Source organism: Streptomyces sp. NPDC042346 (assembly GCF_055581845.1).
The window spans coordinates 741,885-764,742 of the sequence record NZ_JBVJEH010000003.1 but is presented as its reverse complement, the minus strand read 5'-3'; the positions used below and the strand labels follow the sequence as shown (position 1 = coordinate 764,742).

The following is a 22,858-nucleotide window of genomic DNA, read 5'->3' as shown; positions in this document are numbered from 1 at the left end:
GACGTGTTCGGTAACTACCTGATCGGACTGCGCGAGGGCCTGGAGGCCAGCCTCGTCGTCTGCATCCTCATCGCGTACCTGGTGAAGACCGGGCGCAGGGACGCGCTGAGGCCGATCTGGATCGGCATCGGCGTGGCCGTCGGCGTGGCCCTGGCCTTCGGCGCGGGCCTCGAATTCGGCTCGCAGGAGCTGACGTTCGAGGCGCAGGAGCTGCTCGGCGGCTCGCTGTCGATCGTCGCCGTCGTGCTGGTGACCTGGATGGTCTTCTGGATGCGGCGCACGGCCCGGCACCTGAGGACGGAGCTGCACGGCCGGCTGGACGCGGCCCTCCAGATGGGGACGGGCGCGCTGGTCGCGACCGCCTTCCTGGCGGTGGGGCGCGAGGGCCTGGAGACGGCGCTCTTCGTGTGGGCGTCGGTACGTGCCTCCTCGGACGGCTCGTACGCGCCGCTGGCCGGGGTCGTCCTCGGCCTCCTCACGGCGGTCCTGCTGGGCTGGCTGTTCTACCGGGGCGCGTTGAAGATCAACCTGGCGAAGTTCTTCACCTGGACCGGCGGGATGCTGGTCGTGGTGGCGGCGGGCGTCCTCGCGTACGGCGTGCACGACCTCCAGGAGGCGCGCTTCCTCGGCGGCCTCGCGGACAAGGCCTTCGACGTCTCGGCGACGATCCCGCCGGACAGCTGGTACGGCACGCTCCTCAAGGGCGTCTTCAACTTCCAGCCGGACCCGACGGTCCTTCAGGTCACGGTGTGGGCGCTGTATCTGATCCCGACGCTCGCGCTGTTCCTGGCCCCGATAGGGTCGGGTCCGTCCGTGCGGGTGGAGAAGCAGAAGGCGACCGATGAGAAGGTTGACGCTGAGGCGAGCGCCGAGACGGCCGGTTGAGCGGAGTGCGGCGCGACCGGTCGAGCGGCTTTCACCGCGACCGGCGCGACCGGTGAGGGCGCTGGCCGCCACCGCGGCGGTCACCGTCCTCGCGCTGGCCGCGAGCGGCTGCGTGACGGTCCACGGTGAGACGGCGCTGCTTCCGGCGGTGACGAAGAGCGAGGCCGCGCAGGCACTCGCCGACTTCACCGCCGCCTACAACCGGGCCGACAAGGCCCACGATCCCGCCCTGGACGCGGGCCGGGTCACCGGTCCGCTCGGGGCGATCAACCAGGCGGGCCTGCGCTCGCGGGCGATCACGAGCCCCGGCGGAAACCCGAACCACACGCCCCTGGAACTGACCGACGCGCGGTTCGTCGTGCCCCGCAAGGCGGGCTGGCCGCGCTGGTTCGTCGCGGACACCGACTCGAACCGGGACGTCGACCAGGGCAGCTCCGACCAGCGCTGGGTCCTCGCCTTCGTCCGCAACGGGCCCGAGCAGCCGTGGGAGGTCGCCCACCTGGTGGTCCTCAGCCCGCAGGCGGTGCCCGAGTTCGCCGAGGAGGAGGGGTACGCGGTGCCGGTCGCCGCGGACACCGACGCCCTCGCCGTCGCGCCCGAGGACCTCGGGGCGGGGTACGTGGCCTACCTCCAGGACGGGAAGCCGGGGCCGTACGCGGCGGGGCCGCACACCTCGCTGTGGCGCGAGGGGCGGCAGAAGACCGCGAAGCGGCCGGGGCTCGCCACGCAGTACATCGACCGCACCGCGGACCAGGGGGACTTCGCCCCGCTGGGGCTGCGGACGAAGGACGGCGGCGCGTTCGTCTTCTTCGCGACCCGGTACTTCGAGCGGCAGACGGCGGCCAAGGGCTACCGGCCGAAGGTCACCCCGGACATCAAGGCGCTGCTCAACGGCGAGGTGAAGAACACCGTCACCAAGGAGTGGGTGTCGAACCAGGTGGCCCTGGTGAAGCCGGCGGGCACGGACCGGGACGGCGTCACGATCGCGGGCCGGCTCCAGGGCGTGGTGGGCGCGGAGGGCTCGTAGCGGGACGCCGCGGCGGACCGACCGGGGGCTCGTGGCACGACCCCGCGGCGGACCGACGGCTCGCGGCGGACCGGCGGCTCGTGGCGGATCCACGGGCCGGCGGATCGACGGGGCAGCGGGCCGGCGGATCGACAGGCCAGCGGGCCAGCGGGCCAGCGGGTCAGCGGGTCAGCGGCCAGGCGATCTCGTGGGCGGTGTGTTCCCCGTCCCCCTCGGCCTCCCGCGCGGCCGCGTGGCGCGCACAGGCCTCGGTGAGGGTCTCCAGGAGGTTCAGCGGGTCCGGCAGCGGGTGCTCGGGTCCGCGGACCCAGGCGACCACCGGGTGGGCCTCCTCGTCCCCGGGCAGCCGGGCCGGCGGGACGAGGACGTAGCTGCCGCGGCAGTGCCAGCGCAGCCCCGGGTGCTCGTCCATCGTCTCCGGGTGGCAGTCGAGCTCACAGGGCCACCACTCGTCCTCGTCCTCGGGGGTGCCGCGGGTGGCGGTGAAGAAGAGCATGCGCCCGCCGACCGGGTCGACGTCGGCGGACTCGGCGACCGGTCCGACCTCGACGCCCTCGGCCAGCAGACGCTCCAGGGCGGCGCGGCCGGCGGCCAGCGGCACGTCGAGGACGTCGTGGACCATGCCGGTGGCGGTGATGAAGTTCGCCCCGGGCTCGTTCCGCGCCCAGCGCTCGATCTGGCCCCGGTCGGTGGTCGACTGGGTCTGCCACGCGAAGGAGACGGGGTGCCGGGCGGGGGTGGGACAGCCGATCCGCTCACAGGAACAGCTGTAGCCGACGGGATACGCGGCGGGGGCCAGGGGCAGCCCGGCGGCGGCAATGGCCAGGAGCAGCTTCTCGCGGTCGTTCTCGTCGTCGGCCGCGGTGCGTTTCGGGCGCCTGCGCAGCCACTGTGCGAGTTTGCTCTCCGTGCCGCGGTAGCGGCCGATGCCGTCGCCCATCTATCCCCTCACAGCTCATGCTCGCCCGTTCGGCTCTGCCCATGGTCCCACCATCCTGCGCCTCGGGTGACCGGAGTGCGGAACCGGGGTGCCGAACAGGGGTGCGTACGGTGCGGGGGCGGGCGGGGACGCGAACCACCCGAACGGTCCACAGCGCGCGGGGCGCCCAGGGCGGACCATGGGTCCACCGATCTTCGGTTCTTCCGTCCGCCCGTTCGTGAGGAGCCCTCATTGCGCCCCACTCCGCGCACGTCCTCGCCCCGCCGTTACCTGATGTGCCCACCCACGCACTTCACGGTGACGTACTCGATCAACCCCTGGATGGACCCCACGAAACCGGTCGACCTGCCGCTGGCCCTCGCCCAGTGGGAGGACCTGCGCGACCGCTACCGCTCGCTGGGCCACACCGTGGAGCTCCTGACGCCCGACCCGGCGCTGCCGGACATGGTCTTCGCGGCGAACGGCGCCACCGTCGTCGACGGCCGGGTCCTCGGCGCGAAGTTCGCCTACCCGGAGCGGGCGGACGAGGCCGCCGCCCACCTGTCCTGGTTCCGCAGGAACGGTTGGCCGGGTGACGCGGTGCGGCTCCCGGAGCACGTGAACGAGGGCGAGGGCGACTTCGCCGTCACGGCCTCGTGGATCCTCGCGGGGCGCGGTTTCCGCGCCAGCCCGCTCTCCCACGGGGAGGCGCAGGAGTTCTTCGGCCGGCCCGTGATCGGTCTGGATCTCGTGGATCCGCGCTACTACCACCTGGACACGGCACTGTGCGTCCTGGACGAGGCCGGGGACGAGGTCATGTACTACCCGCCCGCCTTCTCCCCGGGCAGCAGGGAGGTGCTCGCCCGGCTCTTCCCGGACGCGCTGATCGCGACGGACGCGGACGCGGCGGCGCTCGGGCTGAACGCAGTGAGCGACGGTCTGCACGTGCTGCTGCCGCAGGCGGCGGTGGGACTGTTCGAGCCGCTGCGGCAGCGCGGCTTCGAGCCGGTCGGGATGGACCTGGGCGAGCTCCTCAAGGGCGGCGGCAGCGTGAAGTGCTGCACCCAGGAGCTCCGGCTGCCCTGAGTCCCGTCCGGCGGATCATGGCCGGACACGGCCTAGGCGTCGGTCTCCGGCGGCCAGGAGTCGCCCCACTCGGTGTCGCGGGCCTGCTTGTACAGGGGCCCGTGGCGCTTCGTGACCGTCTCGCGGGCGAGGCCGTCGGGGCCGCACAGGTCGAGCTGGACCAGGCCCTTGCGGATCTGCGGCCTGCGGGTGACGCGGGAGACCGTCGGGGTCACGGGGAACCTGGTGGCGGCGACGTAGCTGTACTTCTCGTCCTCGTACGGCAGGGAGCCGCCCTTCACCTGGCGGTGCAGCGAGGAGCGGCTCACGCGGGCCGAGAAGTGGCACCAGTCGGTGCCCGGCACGATCGGGCAGGCCCCGCTGTGCGGGCAGGGCGCGGCGACGGTGAATCCGGCGTCGACGAGCAGGGTGCGGGCGGCGATGATCCGCTCGTAGCCGTCGGGGGTGCCGGGCTCGACGATCACGACCGCCCGCGCGGCGCGTGCCGCCTCGGTGACGAGCGCCGTGCGGTCGGCTCCGGTGAGCTCCTTGAGGACGTACGAGACGGTGACGAGGTCCGTGTCCGCGAGCTTCAGGGCGGTGCCGATGCGTTCGCGCCGCCACTCGGCGTCCAGGGCGCCGTCGGCCAGCTCGCGGCCGAGCGCGAGGGCGGGCTCGGCCCAGTCGAGGACGGTGGTCCGGGGCGGCGCCTCCTCCCAGGCCTCGGCGACGGCCCAGCTCGCCGCTCCGGTGCCGCCGCCGACGTCGGTGTGCGTGCCCGGCACCCACTCGGGCGCGGCGTCGCGCAGGGCGTCGAGGACGCCCCGTACCGCCTCGAAGGTCGCCGGCATCCGGTACGCGGCGTAGGCGGCGACGTCGGAGCGGTCGCGCAGCACGGGGGCGTCCGTGGGGGTGGTGCCCCGGTAGCTGGCGATCAGCCGCTCGACGGCCTTGGCCGCCTGGGTGGGCGGCAGCCCGTCGAGGAGCCCGGCGAGGGCGGCGCGCAGGGACTCGGCGGAGGGAGGGGTGACGGCGTTCACCGCGACAGTCTAGGCGGCCGGGTCCCGGTCCTCCGCCGCCCTGAGGCGCTGGTCACGAGCGTCGGGGCGGGGGCGGGAGTTGGTCACCGCACCGTTGATGATGTTGAGTGTCCATGCCAAATCGTGAGATCGCAGGAGGAGTTCGGGTGAGGTCTGTCGTACGGGGGACTGCCGTGGCGGCGGCGCTGGTGCTGGCGCTGACGGGATGCGAGGAGGGCGGGAGCCCGGCGGCAGGGGGCGACAAGGCTCCGGGGGTTCCCGGGGAGGCGCACGGCGGGGCGGACGCGCCGAAGGTCGTCTGGCTGGACCCGACCGGTCTGATGAACGCGCTGCCGATCGAGTCCGCCGTGGGCGGGTGGTTCGTCGGTGGCGATCCCTTCATGGTCCAGGGGCCCGAGGCCGTCAAGCACTGCGCCGAGGAGACGGGCGTGGCGTGTGACGGGCTCGTCGCCGTCGGCGGGAAGGACATGGAGACCGCGGGTAGCTCGGACGGCACGCGCGTGGAGTTCCGGCTCTACTCGTTCGGGAGGGAGGAGCAGGCGCGCGCCGCCATGAAGGGTCTGGCCGCCGAGCAGCGGAAGAAGTCCGCCGAGTACGGAGAGCCCTCGAAGCCGGTGACCCTGGCCACCGTGGCCGACGAGACCGACGCGTTCGCGGACGACTCGACCGCCGATGTGGTCATGCGGATCGGCACCGTCGTCGCGCACGTCGACGCCAACGAGACCGAGCCCGCCGGCCTGGAGCACGTCTCGAACGTCCAGGTCGAGCGGGTCAGGACCGTCGCCGCGGGCAAGAACCCGGGGTACTGACCCGCCCGGCGCCGCCGTTCGCCGGGCGCCACCGTTCGCCGGGCGCCGTCCCGTCAGGGGGCCCGTGGCCGTCCCGTCAGGGGGCCCGTGGCCGTCCTGTCAGAGGCCCGTGGCCGTCCTGCCCGACTGCCACGGGCGGCACAGGCCCAGGAAGCAGGCCAGGGACAGGGCGGCGCAGGTGAGCTGGACGACCGCCATCGGGACGGCCGTGTGCTCGCCCGCGATGCCGACGAGCGGGGAGGCGACGGCGCCGACGAGGAACGACGAGGTGCCGAGGAGCGCGGAGGCGGAGCCTGCCGCGTGCGGGGTGCGCATCAGGGCCTGTGCGTTCGTGTTCGGCATCGCCAGGCCCATCGCGGACATCAGGACGAACAGTCCGGCGGCGATCGGGACGAGCCCGACCTCGCCGAAGACGCCGCTGGTCATGAGGAGCAGCGCGAGCGCGGCGAGCAGGATGATCCCGAGGCCCCAGCCGAGCGCCTTGTCGAGGCTGACGCGGCCGACGAGGAGCTTGCCGTTGATCTGGCCGACGACGACGAGGCCGATCGAGTTGAGGCCGAAGAGCAGGCTGAAGGTCTGCGGCGAGGCGCCGTAGATCTCCTGGACGACGAACGGCGAGGCCGAGATGTAGGCGAAGAGGGCCGCGAAGGCGAGCCCGCCGGCGAGCATGTAGCCGGTGAAGACGCGGTCGGCGAGGAGTCCGCGCATGGTGCGCAGGGCGTCGCCGACGCCGCCTTCGTGGCGCCGCTCGGGCGGCAGCGTCTCGCCGAGGAAGCGCCAGACGACGAGGGTGAGCAGGATGCCGATGACGGTGAGGACGTAGAAGACGCCCCGCCAGTCGGTGATCCGCAGGATCTGGCCGCCGATGAGGGGCGCGATGATCGGGGCGACGCCGGAGATCAGCATCAGGGTGGAGAAGAAGCGGGCCATCTCGACGCCGTCGTAGAGGTCGCGGACGACGGCGCGGGCGATGACGATGCCGGCGGCGCCCGCGAGGCCCTGGAGCAGCCGGAAGCCGATGAGGAGTTCGGCGGTGGGCGCGAGGGCGCAGACGGCGGTGGCGAGGACGTACACGACCATGCCGATGAGCAGCGGGCGGCGGCGGCCCCACTTGTCGCTCATGGGGCCGACGACGAGCTGGCCGAGGGCCATGCCGGCGAGGCAGGCGGTGAGGGTGAGCTGGACGGTGGCGGCGGGCGCGTGGAGCGCGCCGGTGACCTCCGGCAGTGCCGGCAGGTACATGTCCATGGAGAGCGGGGGCAGGGCGGTGAGTCCGCCCAGGACGAGGGTGACGAGCAGCCCCACGCTCCGGGCGGCGGGGGTTCCGCCGGTGGCCGGGGCGACGGGGGCGCTCTCGGTTATGTGCCCTTGTGTTGTTTTCTGGCCGCTCTCCGGCATCGACTGCTCCATTTCGTTGAATCCTTGCCTATGCTCTCAGCTCGATCGGCATGGTCGAGGGACGGGTGGGACAGGTGGGGAACATGGGAGACACGGTTCGCTGGGGAATCCTGGCGACGGGCGGCATAGCGGAGCGGTTCACGACGGACCTGCAGACGCTCGACGGCGCCGAGGTCGTGGCGGTGGCGTCCCGCACGGAGGCGTCCGCGAAGGCCTTCGCGGACCGGTTCGAGATCCCGCGGGCGTACGGGGAGTGGGCCGGGCTCTTCGCCGACGAGGACGTCGACGTGGTGTACGTGGCGACACCGCACCACGCGCACCGGGAGGCGGCCGGGCTGGCCCTGGAAGCGGGGAAGGCGGTGCTCTGCGAGAAGGCTCTCACGCTCAACGCCCGCGAGGCGGAGGAATTGGTCACCCTCTCCCGGGACCGCGGCCTCTTCCTGATGGAAGCCATGTGGATGTACTGCAACCCGCTGGTCCGGCGGCTCGCGGAGCTCGTACGGGACGGGGCCGTCGGCGAGGTCAGGACCGTCCAGGCGGACTTCGGGCTCCAGGGCCCCTTCGCGCCCGACCACCGGCTGCGGGACCCGGCGGTGGGCGGCGGGGCGCTGCTCGACCTGGGGGTGTACCCGGTGTCGTTCGCGCAGCTGCTGCTCGGCGAGCCGGACACCGTCCAGGCGCACGCGCTGCTCTCGCCGGAGGGCGTCGACCTGAACACGGCGATGCTGCTGGGCTGGGACACGGGCGCCTCGGCGCTGCTGTCCTGCTCGCTCGTCGCGGACACGCCGCTCACGGCGTCCGTGACGGGCACGCTCGGCCGGATCGACGTGCCGCGCGGCTTCTTCTTCCCGGAGCGGTTCACGCTGCACCGGGACGGCCGGGAGCCGGAGGAGTTCGTGTCGACGGACGACCCGCACTCCTTCCGGCACGAGGCCGCCGAGGTGATGCGCTGCCTGCGGGCGGGCGCGACGGAGTCGCCGCTCGTGCCGCTGGGCGGTTCGCTCGCGGTGATGCGGACGCTCGACGCCGTACGGCAGCGCGTCGGCGTCCGCTATCCCTCCGAGCGGGGCGCTACGCGGGCGTGAGGCCCGGGTTGCCCGCCTCGGTGACGTAGGAGGCGGCGGTGGTGACGGGGGCGCCCGGGGTCGTCACGTACGGGACCGTACGGAAGTCGGCGCGGGCGCCGTCCTCGTCGAGCGCCACCGTCACGTAGCCGCGCCGGCCGTTGTAGAACTTCAGGTGCGGGTTGGCCTGGGTGAGCTTGTCGTAGTTGGCCGGCCGGTCGGCGCCGTCCTTGCCGCTGCTGATCGAGGTGGCGACGATCTCGGTGCCCAGCGTCCGGGAGGCCGGGTCGCGGAAGTCGGCCTTGAGGTCGAGGCCGTAGCCGACGTGGACGTCGCCGGTGAGCACCATGAGGTTCTCGACCCCGGCGGCCTCCGCGCCCGCGAGGATCCGCTGCCGGGAGGCCGGGTAGCCGTCCCAGGAGTCCATGGAGAGCTTGAAGTCGGCGGTGGAGCGGTCGCGGCGCTCGCCGAACACGACCTGCTGCGGCAGGACGTTCCAGCGGGTGCGGGAGGAGCGCCAGCCGTCGATCAGCCACCGCTCCTGCGCGGCACCGGTCATCGTGCGGGCCGGGTCCTCGGACTCGGGGCCCGGGACCTGCCAGCCGTCCCCGTACGCCTGGTCCGAGCGGTACTGGCGGGTGTCGAGGATGTCGAACTGGGCGAGGCGCCCGAACCGCAGCCGCCGGTAGAGCCGCATGTCCGGGCCTTCCGGCTGCTGGGGGCGGCGCAGCGGCTGGTGCTCCCAGTAGGCGCGGTAGGCGGCGGCGCGGCGGAGCAGGAACTCCTCCGGCGGGACGTCGTTCTCGGGGGTGCCGCCCGCGTAGTTGTTCTCGGTCTCGTGGTCGTCCCAGGTGACGACGAAGGGGTGGGCGGCGTGCGCGGCGCGCAGGTCGGGGTCCGACTTGTAGAGGCCGTAGCGCAGCCGGTAGTCCTCCAGGGTGATCGTCTCGCGGTTGAAGACGGCGGGGAGGGTGCGGTCGGTGTAGGCGCGGGCGCCGCCGGTGGCGTTGACGGCGTACTCGTACAGGTAGTCGCCGAGGTGGAAGACGACGTCGACGTCCTCCTGCGCGAGGTGGCGGTAGGGCGTGAAGTACCCGTCGTGGTACGCCTGGCAGGAGACGGCGGCGAGCTTCAGCCCGGAGTTGCGGGCGCCGGGCGACGGGGCGGTGCGGGTGCGGCCGACGGGGCTGGTCCAGTCGCCGACGCGGAAGCGGTAGAAGAAGACCCGGTCGGGGTCGAGGTGGTCGACCTCGACGTGGACGGTGTGGCTGAACTCCGGGTGCGCGGTGGCCCGGCCGCGCCGCACGGTCCGGGTGAAGCGCTCGTCGCGGGCGAGCTCCCAGTGGACGGAGACGCGGGACGCGGGCAGGCCGCCGCCGGGCTCGAAGGGGCGGGGGGCGAGCCGGGTCCAGAGCAGGACGGAGCCGGGCAGCGGGTCGCCGGACGCCACCCCCAGGGTGAACGGGTCCTCGGTGACGCGCCGGCCGTCGAGCTCGGCGGCGGCCGCGACGCCGGCGGCGGGCAGCTGGGTCGCGAAGGCGAGCGCGGCGGCGGCGCCGGTGACGGTGAGGAACCGGCGGCGGCCGAAGTGGCGTGCTGCGGCGCGGAGTTCCTCGGAATGGCCCTGCGTGCGGCCCTGTACGTGGTCCATGTGCCCCTCCCCGGACGGATGGTGTGCTTCCGCCATTCGAGGAGGGCAGGACGACCTCACGTTGTCGGGTACAGAACATCCACGTGTCGGACGGATGAGTTCATGGGGCACGCGTCTCGCGTACGCTCCGCGCCCATGAGCATCGCAGTGGTGACGGGAGCGGGATCGGGCATCGGCCGGAGCGTGGCACTGGCCCTCGCGGAGGCCGGCTGGTCGGTGGCCCTCGCCGGGCGCAGGGCCGCGGCCCTGGAGGAGACGGCCGCGGCCCTCCCGGCCGGCGACTTCCTGACGGTCCCGACGGACGTGACCTCGGCCGGGGAGGTCCGGGCGCTCTTCGCGGCGGTACAGGACCGCTACGGCCGCGTCGACCTGCTCTTCAACAACGCCGGTACGTTCGCGGGCGGCGGCGTCCCCGTCGAGGACCTGGACCCGGAGACCTGGCGGGCGGTCGTCGACGTCAACCTGACGGGCGCGTTCCTCTGCGCCCAGGCGGCCTTCCGGACCATGAAGGAGCAGGACCCGCAGGGCGGCCGGATCATCAACAACGGCTCGATCTCCGCGCACGTGCCGCGCCCGCACTCGATCGCGTACACGGCGACGAAGCACGCCATGACGGGCCTCACCAAGTCGCTGTCGCTCGACGGCCGCCCGTACCGGATCGCCTGCGGCCAGCTCGACATCGGCAACGCGGCGACCGAGATGACGGCCCGCATGCAGACCGGCATCCTCCAGGCCAACGGGCAGCTCGCGGCGGAGCCGGTGATGGACGCATCGGACGTGGCGGCGACGGTGGTGCACATGGCGGCGCTGCCGCTGGAGGCGAACGTCCAGTTCGCGACGGTGATGGCGACGGCGATGCCGTACATCGGCAGGGGCTAGCACCCCGGCCGATGCACGGGGGCGGTTACGCCTGGCCGGTCTCGAAGCGGGCGATCTTCCCGCCCTCGACGGTGAACCGCCAGCGCGTCTTCATCTCGCCCCAGGCGTCGTTGCGGTAGCGGGCCACGAGGTCGAGTCCGTCGTGCTTCTCGGACTCGATCTCCATGTGCCCGTTCGAGGCGAAGACCTCCTTCTCCGTCCACTCGTCGAGGTCACGCTCCGAGCCGTCGTCGGACATGGTCGCGCCGGACGTGAGGGCCTCGGTGAAGGCCTGCCGGTCGTTGGCGTTGAGCGCCGTGACGAAAGCACGCACGGCGGGGTCGGTGAGCTGGTTCGCGGGGATCGTCATGCCCTAGCCGTACACCGCGCCGCCCGTTCTCCCCGAGCACCACGGCCGTGCGCGCGGGCCGGGTGTCGCCCGTACGCACCCGCGTGTTCACTGGCCCGCGCCAGGCCGGGGCGGGCAGGATCGGGACAACTGCCGCACTCAGCACAGGAGGCTCGATGTCGGACAACGTCAAGGTCGTCAAGCTGTACGCGAAGGAAGCCCCGGTCGGGGTCCTGGACGGGCGGCTGGTGGGCCTGCTCGTGCAGCAGGAGCAGGCGGCGGAGTGGGCGGTCGGCCCGGCGGGCGACGGGTTCCGGTTCACCGTGAAGGGCACGGAGGACACCGTCGTCGCGGAGGGCAGCGAGCGGGCCCCGGTCGCCGTCCGGCCCGACGACTCCCCCGCCTCCGTCTGGCGCCTCCAGCGCATCGACGAGCACGGCGCCACCACGGTCACCGGCCTCGAAGACCTCCGGGACGGGATCTACGCCATCGACCAGAACGGGCTCGCGCTCGGCCGCGACCTCTTCGAGGACCGCTCGCTCCTCCCCAAGCGCGTCTTCGTCCGGACGGACGACCGCGACCCCCAGTGGCGGATCGAGGTCCTCGCCTGAGACCGACTCGCCCGCGCCTCGGGCCAGTTCACCCGCCGTGCCGCTCCTGGGCGGCCATGACCTCGTCGCCGTGCTCGAACGCCCAGACCCCGAAGGCCTCGATCGGGCCGAGCAACGACCGCCCCAGCTCGGTGAGTTCGTACTCGACCCGGGGCGGCGCCTCGGCGTAGGCCTTCCGTTCCACCAGCCCGTTGAACTCCAGCCGCCGCAGCGTCTCGGTGAGGACCTTGGGACTGATGCCGCCGATGCGCTCGCGCAGGTGGGCGGGGCGCCTGGGACCGTCCCGCAGGACCCAGATCAGCACGGCGTTCCAGGTGTTGGAGAGAAGGTCGAAGGCGAGGCGGGCACGGCAGTCGGCGAGATACGCGTCGGTCGTCACGTACCGAATGGTGCCTGACGGGCTTCCTAGTGTCGTCCCGAAAGCGGTAGGGGCGGACACGGAGAGGACCGGATCGATGAGGATCGGCGTACTGGGAACCGGGAACATGGCGGACGCGCTGGCCACGCACTGGGTGCGCGCCGGGCACGAGGTGCTGGTCGGAGGCCGGGACGAGCGGAAGGCCCGGCACCTCGCGGCGCGCATCGGGGGCGGCGCGGAGCACGGCAGCCCGCGGGCGGCGGCCGGCTTCGGCGAAGTGGTGCTGGCCGCGCTGCCGTACGCGGCGGGCGCGGACGTCGTCGGGGAGCTCCGGGAGCCGCTCGCCGGGAAGGTGCTGCTCGACTGCGCCAACCCGGTCGGGCCCGGCTTCCGCCTCCTGACGGACGGCGGGCCCTCGGCGGCGCTCCGACTGGCCTCGGCGGCACCGAGCGCCCACGTCGTCAAGGCGTTCAACCTCTGCCACGAGGACGTCTGGCGGATGACCCCGCCGGTCTTCGACGGCCGGCCCTTGGCCGTGCCGGTCTGCGGGGACGACGAGGCGGCGCTCGCGCGGGTCCACGAACTGGTGCGGGACGCGGGCTGCGAGCCGTTGGCCGCGGGCGGCCTCGAACGGGCCGGGCTGCTTGAGGCGACCGCCGCGCTGTTCATCGGACTGTGGGTGGCGGAGCAGGCGGACGTCCAGGCGATCGCGCCGCCGCTGGCCTACGCGTCGGGTCCGCGAGCCGGGAGCGCGTGAGGCGTGCGGGCCCCGTCTCTCCGACGGAGAGGCGGGGCCGGCCGGCCTACCACGGTTCCTAGAAGGCGTCGGTGGCGACGTACGTGCCCCAGACTTCGCGGAGGGCGTTGCAGACTTCGCCGACGGTGGCACGGGCCTTGAGGGCGTCCTTCATCGGGTAGAGGACGTTGTCCGTGCCCTCGGCCGCCTTCTTCAGTTCGATGAGGGCGACGTCGACGGCCGTCTGGTCGCGTTCGGCCCTCAACTTCGCCAGGCGGGCCGCCTGTTCCTCTTCGATGACGGGGTCGACGCGGAGGGGTTCGTAGGGCTCTTCGACGTCGATCGTGTAGCGGTTGACGCCGACGACGACCCGCTCGCCGCTGTCGGTCTCCTGCGCGATCCGGTAGGCCGAGCGCTCGATCTCGCTCTTCTGGAAACCACGCTCGATCGCCGCGACCGCGCCGCCCATGTCCTCGACCTTGGCCATCAGCTCAAGGGCCGCGGCCTCGACGTCGTCGGTCATCTTCTCGACGACGTACGAGCCTGCGAACGGGTCGACCGTGGCCGTCACGTCCGTCTCGTACGCCAGGACCTGCTGCGTGCGCAGAGCCAGGCGCGCCGACTTGTCCGTCGGGAGCGCGATCGCTTCATCGAAGGAGTTCGTGTGGAGCGACTGCGTGCCGCCGAGGACCGCCGCCAGACCCTGGATCGCCACCCGGACCAGGTTCACTTCCGGCTGCTGGGCCGTGAGGGCCACGCCCGCCGTCTGGGTGTGGAAACGGAGCATCAGCGACTTGGGGTTCTTCGCGCCGAACTCCTCCTTCATCACCCGCGCCCAGATCCGGCGGGCCGCACGGAACTTCGCGACCTCTTCCAGGATCGTCGTGCGCGCCACGAAGAAGAACGAGAGGCGCGGGGCGAAGTCGTCGACGTCCATGCCGGCCGCGACGGCCGTACGCACGTACTCGATGCCGTCCGCGAGGGTGAACGCGATCTCCTGCGCGGGCGAGGCCCCCGCCTCGGCCATGTGGTAGCCGGAGATCGAGATGGTGTTCCACTTCGGGATCTCGGCCCGGCAGTACTTGAAGATGTCCGCGATCAGACGCAGCGACGGCTTCGGCGGGAAGATGTACGTCCCCCGCGCGATGTACTCCTTCAGCACGTCGTTCTGGATCGTGCCCGTCAGCTTGTCCGCCGGAACACCCTGCTCCTCACCCACCAACTGGTACAGCAGGAGGAGAAGCGAACCGGGGGCGTTGATCGTCATCGACGTCGAGACCTTGTCCAACGGGATCCCGTCGAACAGGACCCGCATGTCGTCGATCGAATCGATCGCGACACCCACCTTGCCGACCTCACCCGAGGAGATCGCCGCATCGCTGTCGTGACCCATCTGCGTCGGCAGGTCGAACGCCACCGACAGACCCATCGTGCCGTTCGCGATCAGCTGCTTGTAACGGGCGTTCGACTCGACCGCCGTACCGAAACCCGCGTACTGCCGCATCGTCCAGGGACGGCCCGTGTACATCGACGGATACACACCACGCGTGAACGGGTACGAACCCGGCTCGCCCAGCTTCCCGGCGGGATCCCACCCCTCCAGAGCCCCCGGCCCGTAGACCGGCTCGATCGGTAACCCCGACTCCGACTCGCGCGCCATGTGTGGTGCCTCCCCTGTGCTCAGTTCGACTGGTGGACGTGCCCGTTCAGGCCCAGGTGATGAGCCGCTTCGGTTGCTCCAGGATCGCGGCGGTGTCCGCGAGGAACTTCGAGCCGAGCTCGCCGTCGACGAGTCGGTGGTCGAAGGAGAGTGCCAGGGTGGTGACCTGACGCGCCTTCACCTTGCCCTTGTGGAGCCAGGGTTGGAGCTTGATCGTACCGACGGCCAAGATCGCGGCCTCGCCCGGGTTGAGGATCGGCGTACCGGTGTCGACGCCGAAGACGCCGACGTTGGTGATGGTGAAGGTGCCGCCCTGCATGGCCGCCGGGGTGGTCTTGCCCTCGCGGGCGGTGGCGACGAGCTCGCTCAGGGACTTCGAGAGCTCGGGCAGGGTCCGGTCGTGCGCGTCCTTGATGTTCGGCACGATCAGGCCGCGCGGGGTGGCCGCGGCGATGCCCAGGTTCACGTACTGCTTGAGCACGATCTCCTGCGCCGCCTCGTCCCAGGCCGCGTTGATGTCCGGGTTCCGCTTCACCGCGACCAGCACGGCCTTGGCGATGAGGAGCAGCGGGTTCACCCGCAGGCCCGCCATGTCCTTGTCGGACTTCAGCTCCTCGACCAGCTTCATCGTCCGCGTGATGTCGAAGGTCACGAACTCGGTGACGTGCGGCGCGGTGAAGGCCGAGCCGACCATCGCCGCCGCCGTCGCCTTCCGCACACCCTTGATGGGGATACGGGTCTCCCGGGCGTCCGGCAGCGCTGCGGCGGGGGTCGCAGCCGGACGGTCCACGATCTCCCGGGTGCCGATGTCGACCACGGCGGCGGCGTGCACGTCGGCGCGCGTGATCGTGCCTCCGCCGCCGGAGGGGCGGACGACGGTCAGGTCGACCCCGAGGTCCTTGGCCAGCTTGCGCACGGGGGGCTTGGCCAGCGGGCGCGGGCCGGCGGCGGGGCCGCGGGCGCCGGGGGACGTGCCGTGGGCCGGCTTGCGGGGGCGGCGCTTCGCGGAGGACTCCACGACGCCGTAGCCGACCAGGACCGGCCGGCGTTCCGGCCGTACGGGCTCGTCCCCGACGGGCTCGTCCCCGACGGACTTGTCCCCGACGGGCTCGTACGCGGCGGGCTCCGCGACGGCCGGGGCCGTCGTGACGACCGGGGCCACCGGTTCCGACGTGCCCGCCGCGCCCTCCGTGTCGACCGAGATGATCACGGCGCCGACGTCCACCGTCGTGCCCTCCGGGAAGCCGATCTCCCGTACGACCCCGTCGAAGGGGACGGGGAGTTCCACCGCCGCCTTCGCCGTCTCGATCTCGCACACGACCTGCCCGTCCACGACGGGGTCACCCGGCTTGACGTACCAGGTGAGGATGTCGGCCTCGGTCAGCCCCTCCCCCACGTCGGGCATCCTGAATTCGCGAATCGCCATGATCTCTATTCCCTAGTACGCCTAGTACGCCAGCGAGCGGTCGACGGCGTCGAGCACCCTGTCGAGGCCCGGCAGGTACTCCTCCTCCAGGCGCGCCGGCGGATACGGCGCGTGGTAGCCGCCGACCCGCAGGACAGGGGCTTCCAGATGGTGGAAGCTGCGCTCCGTGATCCGGGCGGCGATCTCCGCGCCCGAACCGTAGAAGACCGGAGCCTCGTGGACGACGACCAGACGGCCGGTCTTCTCGACCGAGGTCTGGATCGTGTCGAAGTCGATCGGGGACATCGAGCGGAGGTCGAGGACCTCGATCGACGTGCCCTCCTCCTCGGCCGCGGCGGCGGCCTGAAGGCAGACCTTCACCATCGGGCCGTAGGCGGCGAGGGTGAGGTCGGTGCCGGCGCGGGCGACCCGCGCCTTGTGGAGTTCGCCGGGCAGCGCCTCCGTGTCGACCTCGCCCTTGTCCCAGTAGCGGCGCTTCGGCTCGAAGAAGATGACCGGGTCGTCGGACTCGATGGCCTGCCGCAGCATCCAGTACGCGTCGGCCGAGGTCGAGGGCGACACGATCCGCAGGCCCGCGACGTGCGCGAACAGCGCCTCCGGGGACTCGGAGTGGTGCTCGACGGCGCCGATGCCGCCGCCGTACGGGATGCGGATGACGACCGGCAGGCGCACCTTCCCCTGCGAGCGGGCGTGCATCTTCGCGAGCTGCGTGACGATCTGGTCGTACGCGGGGAAGACGAAGCCGTCGAACTGGATCTCCACGACCGGGCGGTAGCCGCTCAGGGCCAGACCGATCGCGGTGCCGACGATGCCGGACTCGGCGAGCGGCGAGTCCATGACGCGGCTCTCGCCGAAGTCCTTCTGCAGGCCGTCGGTGACCCGGAAGACACCGCCGAGCTTTCCGATGTCCTCGCCCATGAGCAGGACCTTGGGGTCGGCCTCCAGCGCCGCGCGCAGGGCCTCGTTGAGCGCCTTCGCCACGGGAAGGCTCTTCGTGACCATGACTAGTTGCTCCGTCCGGCGTCCGCGAAGGACGCCTGGTAGGCGGCGAACCGGGCACGTTCCTCGTCGACGAGCGTGTGCGCGTCCGCGTACACGTGGTCGAACATCGTCGTCGGATCGGGGTCGGGCATGGTCCTGACGATCTCGCGGACGCGCCGCGCGAGCGCCTCCGCCTCCTCGTCGAGGGCGGCGAACCACGCCTCGTCGGCGTGGCCCTCGCGCTCCAGGAGCCGGCGGAGCCGCAGGATCGGGTCCTTGGCGCGCCACTCCTCGACCTCCGCCTCGTCGCGGTAGCGGGTCGGGTCGTCGGAGGTGGTGTGGGCGCCCATGCGGTACGTGAACGCCTCGACGAACATCGGTCCTGAGCCGGTCCGTACGTGGTCGAGGGCGGCGCGGGTGACGGCCAGGCACGCGAGGACGTCGTTGCCGTCGACCCGGACGCCGGGGAAGCCGAAGCCCGGGGCGCGCCGGTAGAGCGGGGCCCGCATCTGGCGCTCGGTGGGCTCGGAGATGGCCCACTGGTTGTTCTGGCAGAAGAAGACGACCGGGGCGTCGTAGACCGCTCCGAAGGTGAAGGCCTCCGCCACGTCGCCCTGGCTGGAGGCGCCGTCGCCGAAGTAGGCGATGACGGCGGTGTCGGCGCCGTCCTTGGCCATGCCCATCGCGTAGCCGGTGGCGTGCAGGGCCTGGGAGCCGATGACGAGGGTGTAGAGGTGGAAGTTGCGTTCGGCGGGGTCCCAGCTGCCGTTGCTGGCGCCGCGGAACAGCGCGAGGAGGTGGGCCGGGTCGACGTCCCTGACCAGGGCCACGCCGTGCTCGCGGTAGCTGGGGAAGGCGTGGTCCCGGGGCCGCAGGGCGCGGGCGGAGCCGATCTGGGCGGCCTCCTGGCCGAGCAGCGAGGGCCACAGGGCCAGCTCTCCCTGGCGTTGCAGGGTGACGGCCTCGGCGTCGAGGCGGCGGGCCAGCACCATGTCACGGTGGAGGCCGCGCAGTTCCTCCGCGCTCGGGTCGACGGCGTACTCGGGGTGGTCGATCCGACGGCCCTCGGGAGTGAGCAGCTGGACGAGCTCGGTGGTCATTCGGGGTCTCCGGCTCTCGTTCGGTCGGTCTCAGTCGGTGCCACGGCATATGTGGGGCTCCGCCGCCGCTCCCTCGGGCTCGCCCGCGAGAAGGACGAACGGGGGCACTGCCGGGGCGGTGGGCGGCTGGGTGGCCGGGGCGAGGGGCGGCGCCGGGAGGGCCGTCGTACGGCCCAGGGCGTCGTCGTACACGAGGTTGAAGAGCTCGACGCAGGGCAGCGTCCGGGCCAGGTGGGCCTGGAGGCCGGGGGCTTCGAGGGTGAGGCGGACGTCCGAGACGGCGATGCCCCGTTCGGTGGCGCGCAGGTCCACCCGGAAGACGCCGAAGCAGAGTCCGAGGTGGAGGACGGCCGCGGCGGCCTCGGCGGCGGCGTCCTGGGGGGACCGGTCCCCCTCGGTGACCGGGGACCAGCCGTCCTCGGTGGGCGTGGCGAGGAGGAAGACGTGGGGCCGGCCGGAGACGAAGGCGCCGACGGCGGTGAGGGCGGTGCCCTCGGGTGCCCGGTCGGGGTCCTCGTCGACGAGGAATCCGCCGGCGGCGAGGGCGGCGAGCCGGGCTCCGGTGTCCTGCACGCGGCGGACGGCGTCCGGGTGGTTGCCGGGCAGGTGGAGGGCGGCCGCGAGGACGGCGGCGGCGAGCTGGACGTCCTCGCGCAGTCCGAGGACGAGGTCGAAGCGGTGGCCAGCAGCCTTCCGCTCGCGGGCCCAGGCCACGCAGGCGTCGGCGTGGACGCTGTCGAGGCCGGTCGCCTCGTCGGAGAGGATCCGGGCCTCGGGGCCGCGGGCGGCGAGCAGCTCCGCGCGGTCGAGGACCCAGGTGCGTACCCCGCTCGACCAGGTCTCCAGGAGCGTGGAGTTGGCGGCGGCCTCGCCGGGGTGCCGGTGGGGTGCCGCCGCTCCGAGGAGGAGGGCGACGGGGCCGCCCTGGGCGGGGGCGGCGGTGACGGTGGCGTCCGGGGCGGCGTGCCGTGCGGCGGACCGGTGGCGTTGCTGGAGCATCTGTCTGCCTCTCTGCGCGGAGAGAGCGGGCTGGGGATCTCCTGTCCGGGTTCCCTCGCGGGTGGGAGAGGAGGACGGGGCCGCCGGGCGGGTGGGGGGCCGCCCGGCGGCGCTGGTCAGGACTTCGGCTGGTCGGCTTCGGCGGCCGGGCGGCCGGCGAACCCGAGGAGGCCGATGGCCAGGTTGGCGGCGATCCAGACGAAGAGGACCAGGAAGCCGCGCTGGAGCGCCTCGGTGAACGCCTCGGCGGTGCCGACTCCCTGGGCGGTGAGTTCGGCGAGGCGGGAGCCGACGACGGTCGCCGTGACGGCGAGGGCGAGGGCGCCGCCGACCTCGGTGGAGGCGTTGAGGATGGCGGAGGTGGTGCCCGCGTCCTGCTCCGAGGCGTCCTGCGTGCCGACGACCGGGGCCGTCATCATGCAGAGCACCAGGCCGACGCCGAGCAGTGCGGTGACGGGCAGCAGCAGCGACCAGTAGCCGCTGGTGGTCTCGGCGCCGAGCATCAGGACCAGCATGACGGCGAGGAGGACGGTGCCGATGACGTACGGGACGCGGGGCCCGAACTTGGCGATGAGCACCGGGACGGCGCCGGAGACGCCGAGCATCGCGAGACAGGTCGGGATGTAGGCGAGGCCGACCTCCATCGGGGTGTAGCCGAGGCCGAGCTGCATGTACTGCGGCAGCATGAAGAACGCCGGCAGCATGAGACCGGCGGTGATCAGCTGGGCGACGGTGCCGGTCGCGACGGAGCGGCGGCGCAGCAGGTGCAGGGGCAGCAGCGGCGCCTTGGCGGTGGCCTCCACCCGGACGAACACGGCGAGCAGGACGACGGCGGCGGCGAGCGAGCCGAGGGCGGTCGCGTCGGTCCAGCCGTCGGTGCCGGCGGTGACGATGCCGAAGACCAGCGCGAGGAGGCCGAGGGTGCCGGTGAGGGCGCCCAGGACGTCGGCCGGCGGGCGGGCGCCGGTGCGGACGATCTTCGGGACGTACACGAACGCGGCGGCGATCAGCAGCACCCCGATGGGGACGTTGATGAGGAACGCCCAGCGCCAGTCGACGTCGGTGACGGCGCCGCCCAGGAGGGTGCCGAGGCTGGCGCCGACGCCCATGACGGTGCCCCAGATGCCGAGGGCCTTGGCGCGCTCGGCGGGCTCCGGGTAGGTCGTGACGAGGATGGAGAGGGCGGCCGGGGAGAGGACCGCGGCGCCGATGCCCTGGAGGCCGCGGCCGGTCAGCAGCATGCCGCCGGTGTCGGCGGTGGCCGCGGCGAGCGAGCCGAGGGTGAACAGGGCGATGCCGCTGACCAGGACGGTGCGGCGGGCGAAGACGTCGGTGAGGCGGCCGCCCAGCAGCATGAGGCCGCCGAAGAGCAGCACGTAGATGTTCATCACCCACTGCAGGCCCGTCGTGCCGAGCCCGAGGTCGCCGCGGAGCTGGGGCAGCATCACGTTGGCGATGGTCGCGTCCAGGACGCAGACGAGCTGGGCGACGGCGACCACGGCGAGGATCAGTCCGCGCTTGCCGGGGGCGGGGGCCTCCGGGCCGGCGGCGGACGGACCGGCCGGGCCGGCCTTCGCCTCGGGGGACGCGGGCCGGGCGGCCCTGGTGGTGTCCCGGGTGGTGTCCCGAGCGGTGTCCCGGGCGTCGATGCTCATGGGGTTCTCTCCTGCCTCTGCGGGATTCCTCGGCGGTTCACGCCGCGCTGATGCGCTCGTAGATGGCGGCGAGGCTGCGGTCGGCCAGCAGCTTGCCGACGGGGACGCGGGAGCCGGTCTCGCGCTCGACGGCGGCGACGAGCCGCAGCATGTGCATCGAGTCCCAGCTCACGACGTGGTCGAAGTCCGCGGAGAGGTCGTCGACGCCCAGGGGCAGGTCGAGCTCGTCGCGTACCAGGTGGATGAAGTCCTCTTTGGTCATGACGCGGTGCCTTCCAGGGTGGAGTCGAGCAGGATGTGGGAGGGGACGACCGGGAGGTTCTCCAGGTCGTGGCGGAAGTGGAGCTCGTCGTCCGCCGTGGAGGTGGGGGTGAAGCCCATGGAGGGCCAGAAATCCCGGACGTTCTTGTTCTTGGCGGTCGGCCGGTAGCTCGCGAGGACCGCGCGGGCGCCGGTGGCGGCGGCGTGGGCGAGGAGGCTCGCGACGGCGGTCTGCTCGATGCCGCGGGCGAAGACCCGGCAGGAGAGCAGCATGTTGTCGATGTGGAGTTCCTCGCCCGTACGGCGGGCGAAGACGGCGCCGACGACGCCGTTGTCGCCGAAGCGGTCGCCGGAGCGGATCGCGAGGACGAGGTGGTCGGGGTCGTCGACCCGGGCGGTCACGTCCGCCGGCTGGAGCCGTACCGTCGTCAGGTTGAACTGGTTGGTGCGCAGGGAGAGTTGCGCGACCCGGTCGATGTCCCCCGGGCCGGCCTCGGCGAGCTTGACGCGGACGCCGAGCCCTTCGAGGTACTCCTCCATGGAGCCGGCGTTCTCGAGGAGTTCGGCGCGCTCGGACTCGGTGCGGTAGAGCGCGGCCCGCGCGCGGTCCTCGTCGGTGAGGCGGGCGGTGTCGAACCAGCCGTCGGCGAGGAGCTTCTCGATGTGCAGGGCGGGCTCTTCGTCGAGGCGGACGACGGCGACCTGCGGGAGGCTGTCGGCGACCAGGCCGCACTCGAAGGGCGAGTCGTCGGCGAAGACGAAGCTGTCGACGCCGAGGTTGAGCTTCTCGGCGATGTCGAGCAGATTCGCGTCCTTGGGCTGCCAGTTGGCGTTGACGCGGGCGAAGTCGGCCTCGCGGAGCACCATGTCGGGGTGGTCCTTGAGGACCTGGACGACGGGCTCGTGGTCGTTCTTGCTGCTGACCGCGAGCAGGATGCCCTGGGTGCCGATCTGCTTGACGACCCGCTGGAAGTTGCCGAAGGCCTCGCCCCGGAAGGTGGTGGCGGCGGCGATGCCGTCGGGGCCGTCGTCGCCGAGGATCCCGTCCCAGAGGGTGTTGTCGGCGTCGACGACGAGGACCTTCTTGGTGCGGCCGCGCAGCATGCGGGAGAGGTGGGCGACCTCCCGGGCGTAGCGGGCGAGCAGGTCGTCGCCGAGGTTGGCCTTGGCGTAGGCGGCCATGCGGGGCTCGTCGAGCGGGACGCCGGAGGCGACGACCGGGTCGAGGTCGACGACGTGGATGCGCGGGTTGCCGAGGGCGAGGCGCAGGAGGCCGCTGTTGAAGTCGCGCCAGGCGATGCCGGCGCGGGCCCGGGACTCGTGGTCGATGAGCTGGTGGGTGACGCTGCGGGGCAGCGGCACGGTGTTGAGGACCAGCGTGGCCGTGGCGTTCCCGGTGAAGGCGGTGGCGAGGCTCTCGATCTGGGCGAGCTTGCGCTCGGCGGTCCGTACGAGGTCGTCGGCCTGCCAGGGCGTGCCCATCTCGTCGAGGAGGGTCTGCGGGTCGATGATCCACAGGGCCAGGTCGACGTCGGGGGCGTGCAGGGCGCTCGTCGGGTCGCGCAGGTCGCGCAGGTAGGCGTCGAAGTCGCCGAGGCGGTCCTCGACGAGGACGCCGTGGCGGGCGAACTCGGCGGTCAGCGGGGCTCGTACGCCGCCGATCGTGGAGTGTCCGGTGAGGGTGACGACCGCGGTCTCGGTGTCCGGGCGGGCCGCGAGGACGGCCTGCCGGTCGAGCTGGACGAGGAGGTTGCCGGCCCGCCGGAAGTCGGCGTCCGCTCCGCCGGACACCATGGCGGCGAGGAGCGGGGCGACGGACGGGTAGTTCTCGGCCAGAGTGCCGTCGGCGCGCAGCGCGCGCAGTGATTCCAGCGGGGACTTCCGGGTTTCGCGATCCGCCGGGCTGGATACCGTGGTCAATGATCTCTCCTCACGCGCGCGCCTCCGTCGGCCGGGCCCTGTCCTCGTTGTGCGGACAGTTCGCCGGTACGGGCAGATCGTCCGTA

Annotated in this window: 21 protein-coding genes and 1 pseudogene; 8 read left to right on the top strand and 14 right to left on the bottom strand. The window is 72.6% G+C overall.

Annotation, left to right across the window (positions count from 1 at the left end; translation table 11 throughout):
- Window positions 1–3 precede the first annotated feature (3 nt).
- Window positions 4–885, top strand: coding sequence for an iron uptake transporter permease EfeU (gene efeU / locus ACZ6K0_RS17140; protein ID WP_376404637.1), 882 nt, complete (start codon window positions 4–6; stop codon window positions 883–885).
- Window positions 842–1,912, top strand: coding sequence for an SCO2278 family lipoprotein (locus tag ACZ6K0_RS17135; RefSeq protein ID WP_469228475.1), 1,071 nt, complete (start codon window positions 842–844; stop codon window positions 1,910–1,912). The genes efeU and ACZ6K0_RS17135 overlap by 44 nt, the downstream gene beginning before the upstream one ends.
- 160 nt (window positions 1,913–2,072) lie before the next feature.
- Here the strand turns inward: ACZ6K0_RS17135 and ACZ6K0_RS17130 are convergent, their stop codons facing one another.
- A complete protein-coding gene (locus ACZ6K0_RS17130; RefSeq protein WP_376404641.1) occupies window positions 2,073–2,852 on the bottom strand; it encodes a bifunctional DNA primase/polymerase in 780 nt (259 codons plus the stop codon).
- Between the two features lie 231 nt (window positions 2,853–3,083).
- Between ACZ6K0_RS17130 and ddaH the strand changes: the two genes are divergently transcribed.
- Window positions 3,084–3,917: a dimethylargininase gene (ddaH, locus tag ACZ6K0_RS17125; protein ID WP_376404643.1), complete on the top strand. Its 834-nt coding sequence runs from the start codon at window positions 3,084–3,086 to the stop codon at window positions 3,915–3,917.
- Window positions 3,918–3,949: 32 nt separating this feature from the next.
- On the opposite strand, the gene ACZ6K0_RS17120 is transcribed toward ddaH, so the two are convergent.
- Window positions 3,950–4,936: a small ribosomal subunit Rsm22 family protein gene (locus ACZ6K0_RS17120; protein ID WP_376404645.1), complete on the bottom strand. Its 987-nt coding sequence runs from the start codon at window positions 4,934–4,936 to the stop codon at window positions 3,950–3,952.
- 146 nt (window positions 4,937–5,082) lie between these two features.
- On the opposite strand from ACZ6K0_RS17120, the gene ACZ6K0_RS17115 reads away from it, so the two are divergent.
- Window positions 5,083–5,745, top strand: a complete 663-nt coding sequence (locus ACZ6K0_RS17115; protein WP_469228477.1) for a hypothetical protein — start codon at window positions 5,083–5,085, stop codon at window positions 5,743–5,745.
- 99 nt (window positions 5,746–5,844) lie between these two features.
- Here the strand turns inward: ACZ6K0_RS17115 and ACZ6K0_RS17110 are convergent, their stop codons facing one another.
- Entirely contained in the window at window positions 5,845–7,143 is a 1,299-nt protein-coding gene (locus ACZ6K0_RS17110) for a Bcr/CflA family multidrug efflux MFS transporter (protein ID WP_376405215.1), read from the bottom strand.
- A gap of 83 nt (window positions 7,144–7,226) precedes the next feature.
- On the opposite strand from ACZ6K0_RS17110, the gene ACZ6K0_RS17105 reads away from it, so the two are divergent.
- Window positions 7,227–8,228: a Gfo/Idh/MocA family protein gene (locus ACZ6K0_RS17105; protein WP_469228479.1), complete on the top strand. Its 1,002-nt coding sequence runs from the start codon at window positions 7,227–7,229 to the stop codon at window positions 8,226–8,228.
- Here the strand turns inward: ACZ6K0_RS17105 and ACZ6K0_RS17100 are convergent.
- Complete coding sequence (locus ACZ6K0_RS17100; protein WP_469228480.1) at window positions 8,215–9,858, bottom strand: alkaline phosphatase D family protein; 1,644 nt, start codon at window positions 9,856–9,858, stop codon at window positions 8,215–8,217. The genes ACZ6K0_RS17105 and ACZ6K0_RS17100 overlap by 14 nt on opposite strands.
- A 102-nt stretch (window positions 9,859–9,960) precedes the next feature.
- On the opposite strand from ACZ6K0_RS17100, the gene ACZ6K0_RS17095 reads away from it, so the two are divergent.
- Window positions 9,961–10,737: an SDR family oxidoreductase gene (locus tag ACZ6K0_RS17095; protein ID WP_469228482.1), complete on the top strand. Its 777-nt coding sequence runs from the start codon at window positions 9,961–9,963 to the stop codon at window positions 10,735–10,737.
- 25 nt (window positions 10,738–10,762) lie between these two features.
- Here ACZ6K0_RS17095 and ACZ6K0_RS17090 read toward each other — a convergent pair whose 3' ends face one another.
- Window positions 10,763–11,086: a nuclear transport factor 2 family protein gene (locus ACZ6K0_RS17090; protein WP_376404656.1), complete on the bottom strand. Its 324-nt coding sequence runs from the start codon at window positions 11,084–11,086 to the stop codon at window positions 10,763–10,765.
- 155 nt (window positions 11,087–11,241) lie between these two features.
- On the opposite strand from ACZ6K0_RS17090, the gene ACZ6K0_RS17085 reads away from it, so the two are divergent.
- Window positions 11,242–11,676 (top strand): hypothetical protein, encoded by a 435-nt coding sequence (locus tag ACZ6K0_RS17085; RefSeq protein WP_469228484.1) that lies wholly within the window; start codon window positions 11,242–11,244, stop codon window positions 11,674–11,676.
- Window positions 11,677–11,704: 28 nt separating this feature from the next.
- Here the strand turns inward: ACZ6K0_RS17085 and ACZ6K0_RS17080 are convergent, their stop codons facing one another.
- Window positions 11,705–12,055 carry a winged helix-turn-helix transcriptional regulator gene (locus ACZ6K0_RS17080; protein WP_469228486.1) on the bottom strand — a complete coding sequence of 117 codons (351 nt, stop codon included), beginning with the start codon at window positions 12,053–12,055 and terminating at the stop codon, window positions 11,705–11,707.
- 76 nt (window positions 12,056–12,131) lie between these two features.
- On the opposite strand from ACZ6K0_RS17080, the gene ACZ6K0_RS17075 reads away from it, so the two are divergent.
- Window positions 12,132–12,791 (top strand): NADPH-dependent F420 reductase, encoded by a 660-nt coding sequence (locus ACZ6K0_RS17075; protein ID WP_469228488.1) that lies wholly within the window; start codon window positions 12,132–12,134, stop codon window positions 12,789–12,791.
- Window positions 12,792–12,849: 58 nt separating this feature from the next.
- Here ACZ6K0_RS17075 and ACZ6K0_RS17070 read toward each other — a convergent pair whose 3' ends face one another.
- From ACZ6K0_RS17070 to ACZ6K0_RS17035, 8 genes and pseudogenes are all read right to left on the bottom strand, one after another.
- Window positions 12,850–14,430: an acyl-CoA mutase large subunit family protein gene (locus tag ACZ6K0_RS17070; protein ID WP_469228489.1), complete on the bottom strand. Its 1,581-nt coding sequence runs from the start codon at window positions 14,428–14,430 to the stop codon at window positions 12,850–12,852.
- Between the two features lie 46 nt (window positions 14,431–14,476).
- Entirely contained in the window at window positions 14,477–15,856 is a 1,380-nt protein-coding gene (locus ACZ6K0_RS17065) for a dihydrolipoamide acetyltransferase family protein (protein WP_469228491.1), read from the bottom strand.
- Between the two features lie 21 nt (window positions 15,857–15,877).
- Window positions 15,878–16,858 (bottom strand): alpha-ketoacid dehydrogenase subunit beta, encoded by a 981-nt coding sequence (locus tag ACZ6K0_RS17060; RefSeq protein WP_469228493.1) that lies wholly within the window; start codon window positions 16,856–16,858, stop codon window positions 15,878–15,880.
- A 2-nt stretch (window positions 16,859–16,860) separates the two neighbouring features.
- A pseudogene (pdhA, locus tag ACZ6K0_RS17055) lies at window positions 16,861–17,928 on the bottom strand (pyruvate dehydrogenase (acetyl-transferring) E1 component subunit alpha); the annotation flags it as partial.
- 39 nt (window positions 17,929–17,967) lie between these two features.
- Window positions 17,968–18,936 (bottom strand): hypothetical protein, encoded by a 969-nt coding sequence (locus tag ACZ6K0_RS17050; protein WP_469228495.1) that lies wholly within the window; start codon window positions 18,934–18,936, stop codon window positions 17,968–17,970.
- Between the two features lie 116 nt (window positions 18,937–19,052).
- Complete coding sequence (locus ACZ6K0_RS17045; RefSeq protein WP_376404673.1) at window positions 19,053–20,591, bottom strand: MFS transporter; 1,539 nt, start codon at window positions 20,589–20,591, stop codon at window positions 19,053–19,055.
- A 37-nt stretch (window positions 20,592–20,628) separates the two neighbouring features.
- Entirely contained in the window at window positions 20,629–20,853 is a 225-nt protein-coding gene (locus ACZ6K0_RS17040) for a phosphopantetheine-binding protein (RefSeq protein WP_024761885.1), read from the bottom strand.
- On the bottom strand, window positions 20,850–22,772 hold the full coding sequence (locus tag ACZ6K0_RS17035; RefSeq protein WP_469228497.1) for an HAD-IIIC family phosphatase: 1,923 nt from the start codon (window positions 22,770–22,772) through the stop codon (window positions 20,850–20,852). The genes ACZ6K0_RS17040 and ACZ6K0_RS17035 overlap by 4 nt, the downstream gene beginning before the upstream one ends.
- Between the last annotated feature and the right edge of the window lie 86 nt (window positions 22,773–22,858).

Excerpts from the sequence above, each read along its gene's own strand:
- ACZ6K0_RS17135 (WP_469228475.1), top strand. The coding sequence starts at position 842 with ATGAGAAGGTTGACGCTGAGGCGAGCGCCGAGACGGCCGGTTGAGCGG.
- ACZ6K0_RS17130 (WP_376404641.1), bottom strand. The coding sequence starts at position 2,852 with ATGGGCGACGGCATCGGCCGCTACCGCGGCACGGAGAGCAAACTCGCA.
- ACZ6K0_RS17110 (WP_376405215.1), bottom strand. The coding sequence starts at position 7,143 with ATGCCGGAGAGCGGCCAGAAAACAACACAAGGGCACATAACCGAGAGC.
- ACZ6K0_RS17105 (WP_469228479.1), top strand. The coding sequence starts at position 7,227 with ATGGGAGACACGGTTCGCTGGGGAATCCTGGCGACGGGCGGCATAGCG.
- ACZ6K0_RS17100 (WP_469228480.1), bottom strand. The coding sequence starts at position 9,858 with ATGGACCACGTACAGGGCCGCACGCAGGGCCATTCCGAGGAACTCCGC.
- ACZ6K0_RS17095 (WP_469228482.1), top strand. The coding sequence starts at position 9,961 with ATGGGGCACGCGTCTCGCGTACGCTCCGCGCCCATGAGCATCGCAGTG.
- ACZ6K0_RS17090 (WP_376404656.1), bottom strand. The coding sequence starts at position 11,086 with ATGACGATCCCCGCGAACCAGCTCACCGACCCCGCCGTGCGTGCTTTC.
- ACZ6K0_RS17085 (WP_469228484.1), top strand. The coding sequence starts at position 11,242 with ATGTCGGACAACGTCAAGGTCGTCAAGCTGTACGCGAAGGAAGCCCCG.
- ACZ6K0_RS17075 (WP_469228488.1), top strand. The coding sequence starts at position 12,132 with ATGAGGATCGGCGTACTGGGAACCGGGAACATGGCGGACGCGCTGGCC.
- ACZ6K0_RS17070 (WP_469228489.1), bottom strand. The coding sequence starts at position 14,430 with ATGGCGCGCGAGTCGGAGTCGGGGTTACCGATCGAGCCGGTCTACGGG.
- ACZ6K0_RS17065 (WP_469228491.1), bottom strand. The coding sequence starts at position 15,856 with ATGGCGATTCGCGAATTCAGGATGCCCGACGTGGGGGAGGGGCTGACC.
- ACZ6K0_RS17060 (WP_469228493.1), bottom strand. The coding sequence starts at position 16,858 with ATGGTCACGAAGAGCCTTCCCGTGGCGAAGGCGCTCAACGAGGCCCTG.
- ACZ6K0_RS17050 (WP_469228495.1), bottom strand. The coding sequence starts at position 18,936 with ATGCTCCAGCAACGCCACCGGTCCGCCGCACGGCACGCCGCCCCGGAC.
- ACZ6K0_RS17045 (WP_376404673.1), bottom strand. The coding sequence starts at position 20,591 with ATGAGCATCGACGCCCGGGACACCGCTCGGGACACCACCCGGGACACC.
- ACZ6K0_RS17040 (WP_024761885.1), bottom strand. The coding sequence starts at position 20,853 with ATGACCAAAGAGGACTTCATCCACCTGGTACGCGACGAGCTCGACCTG.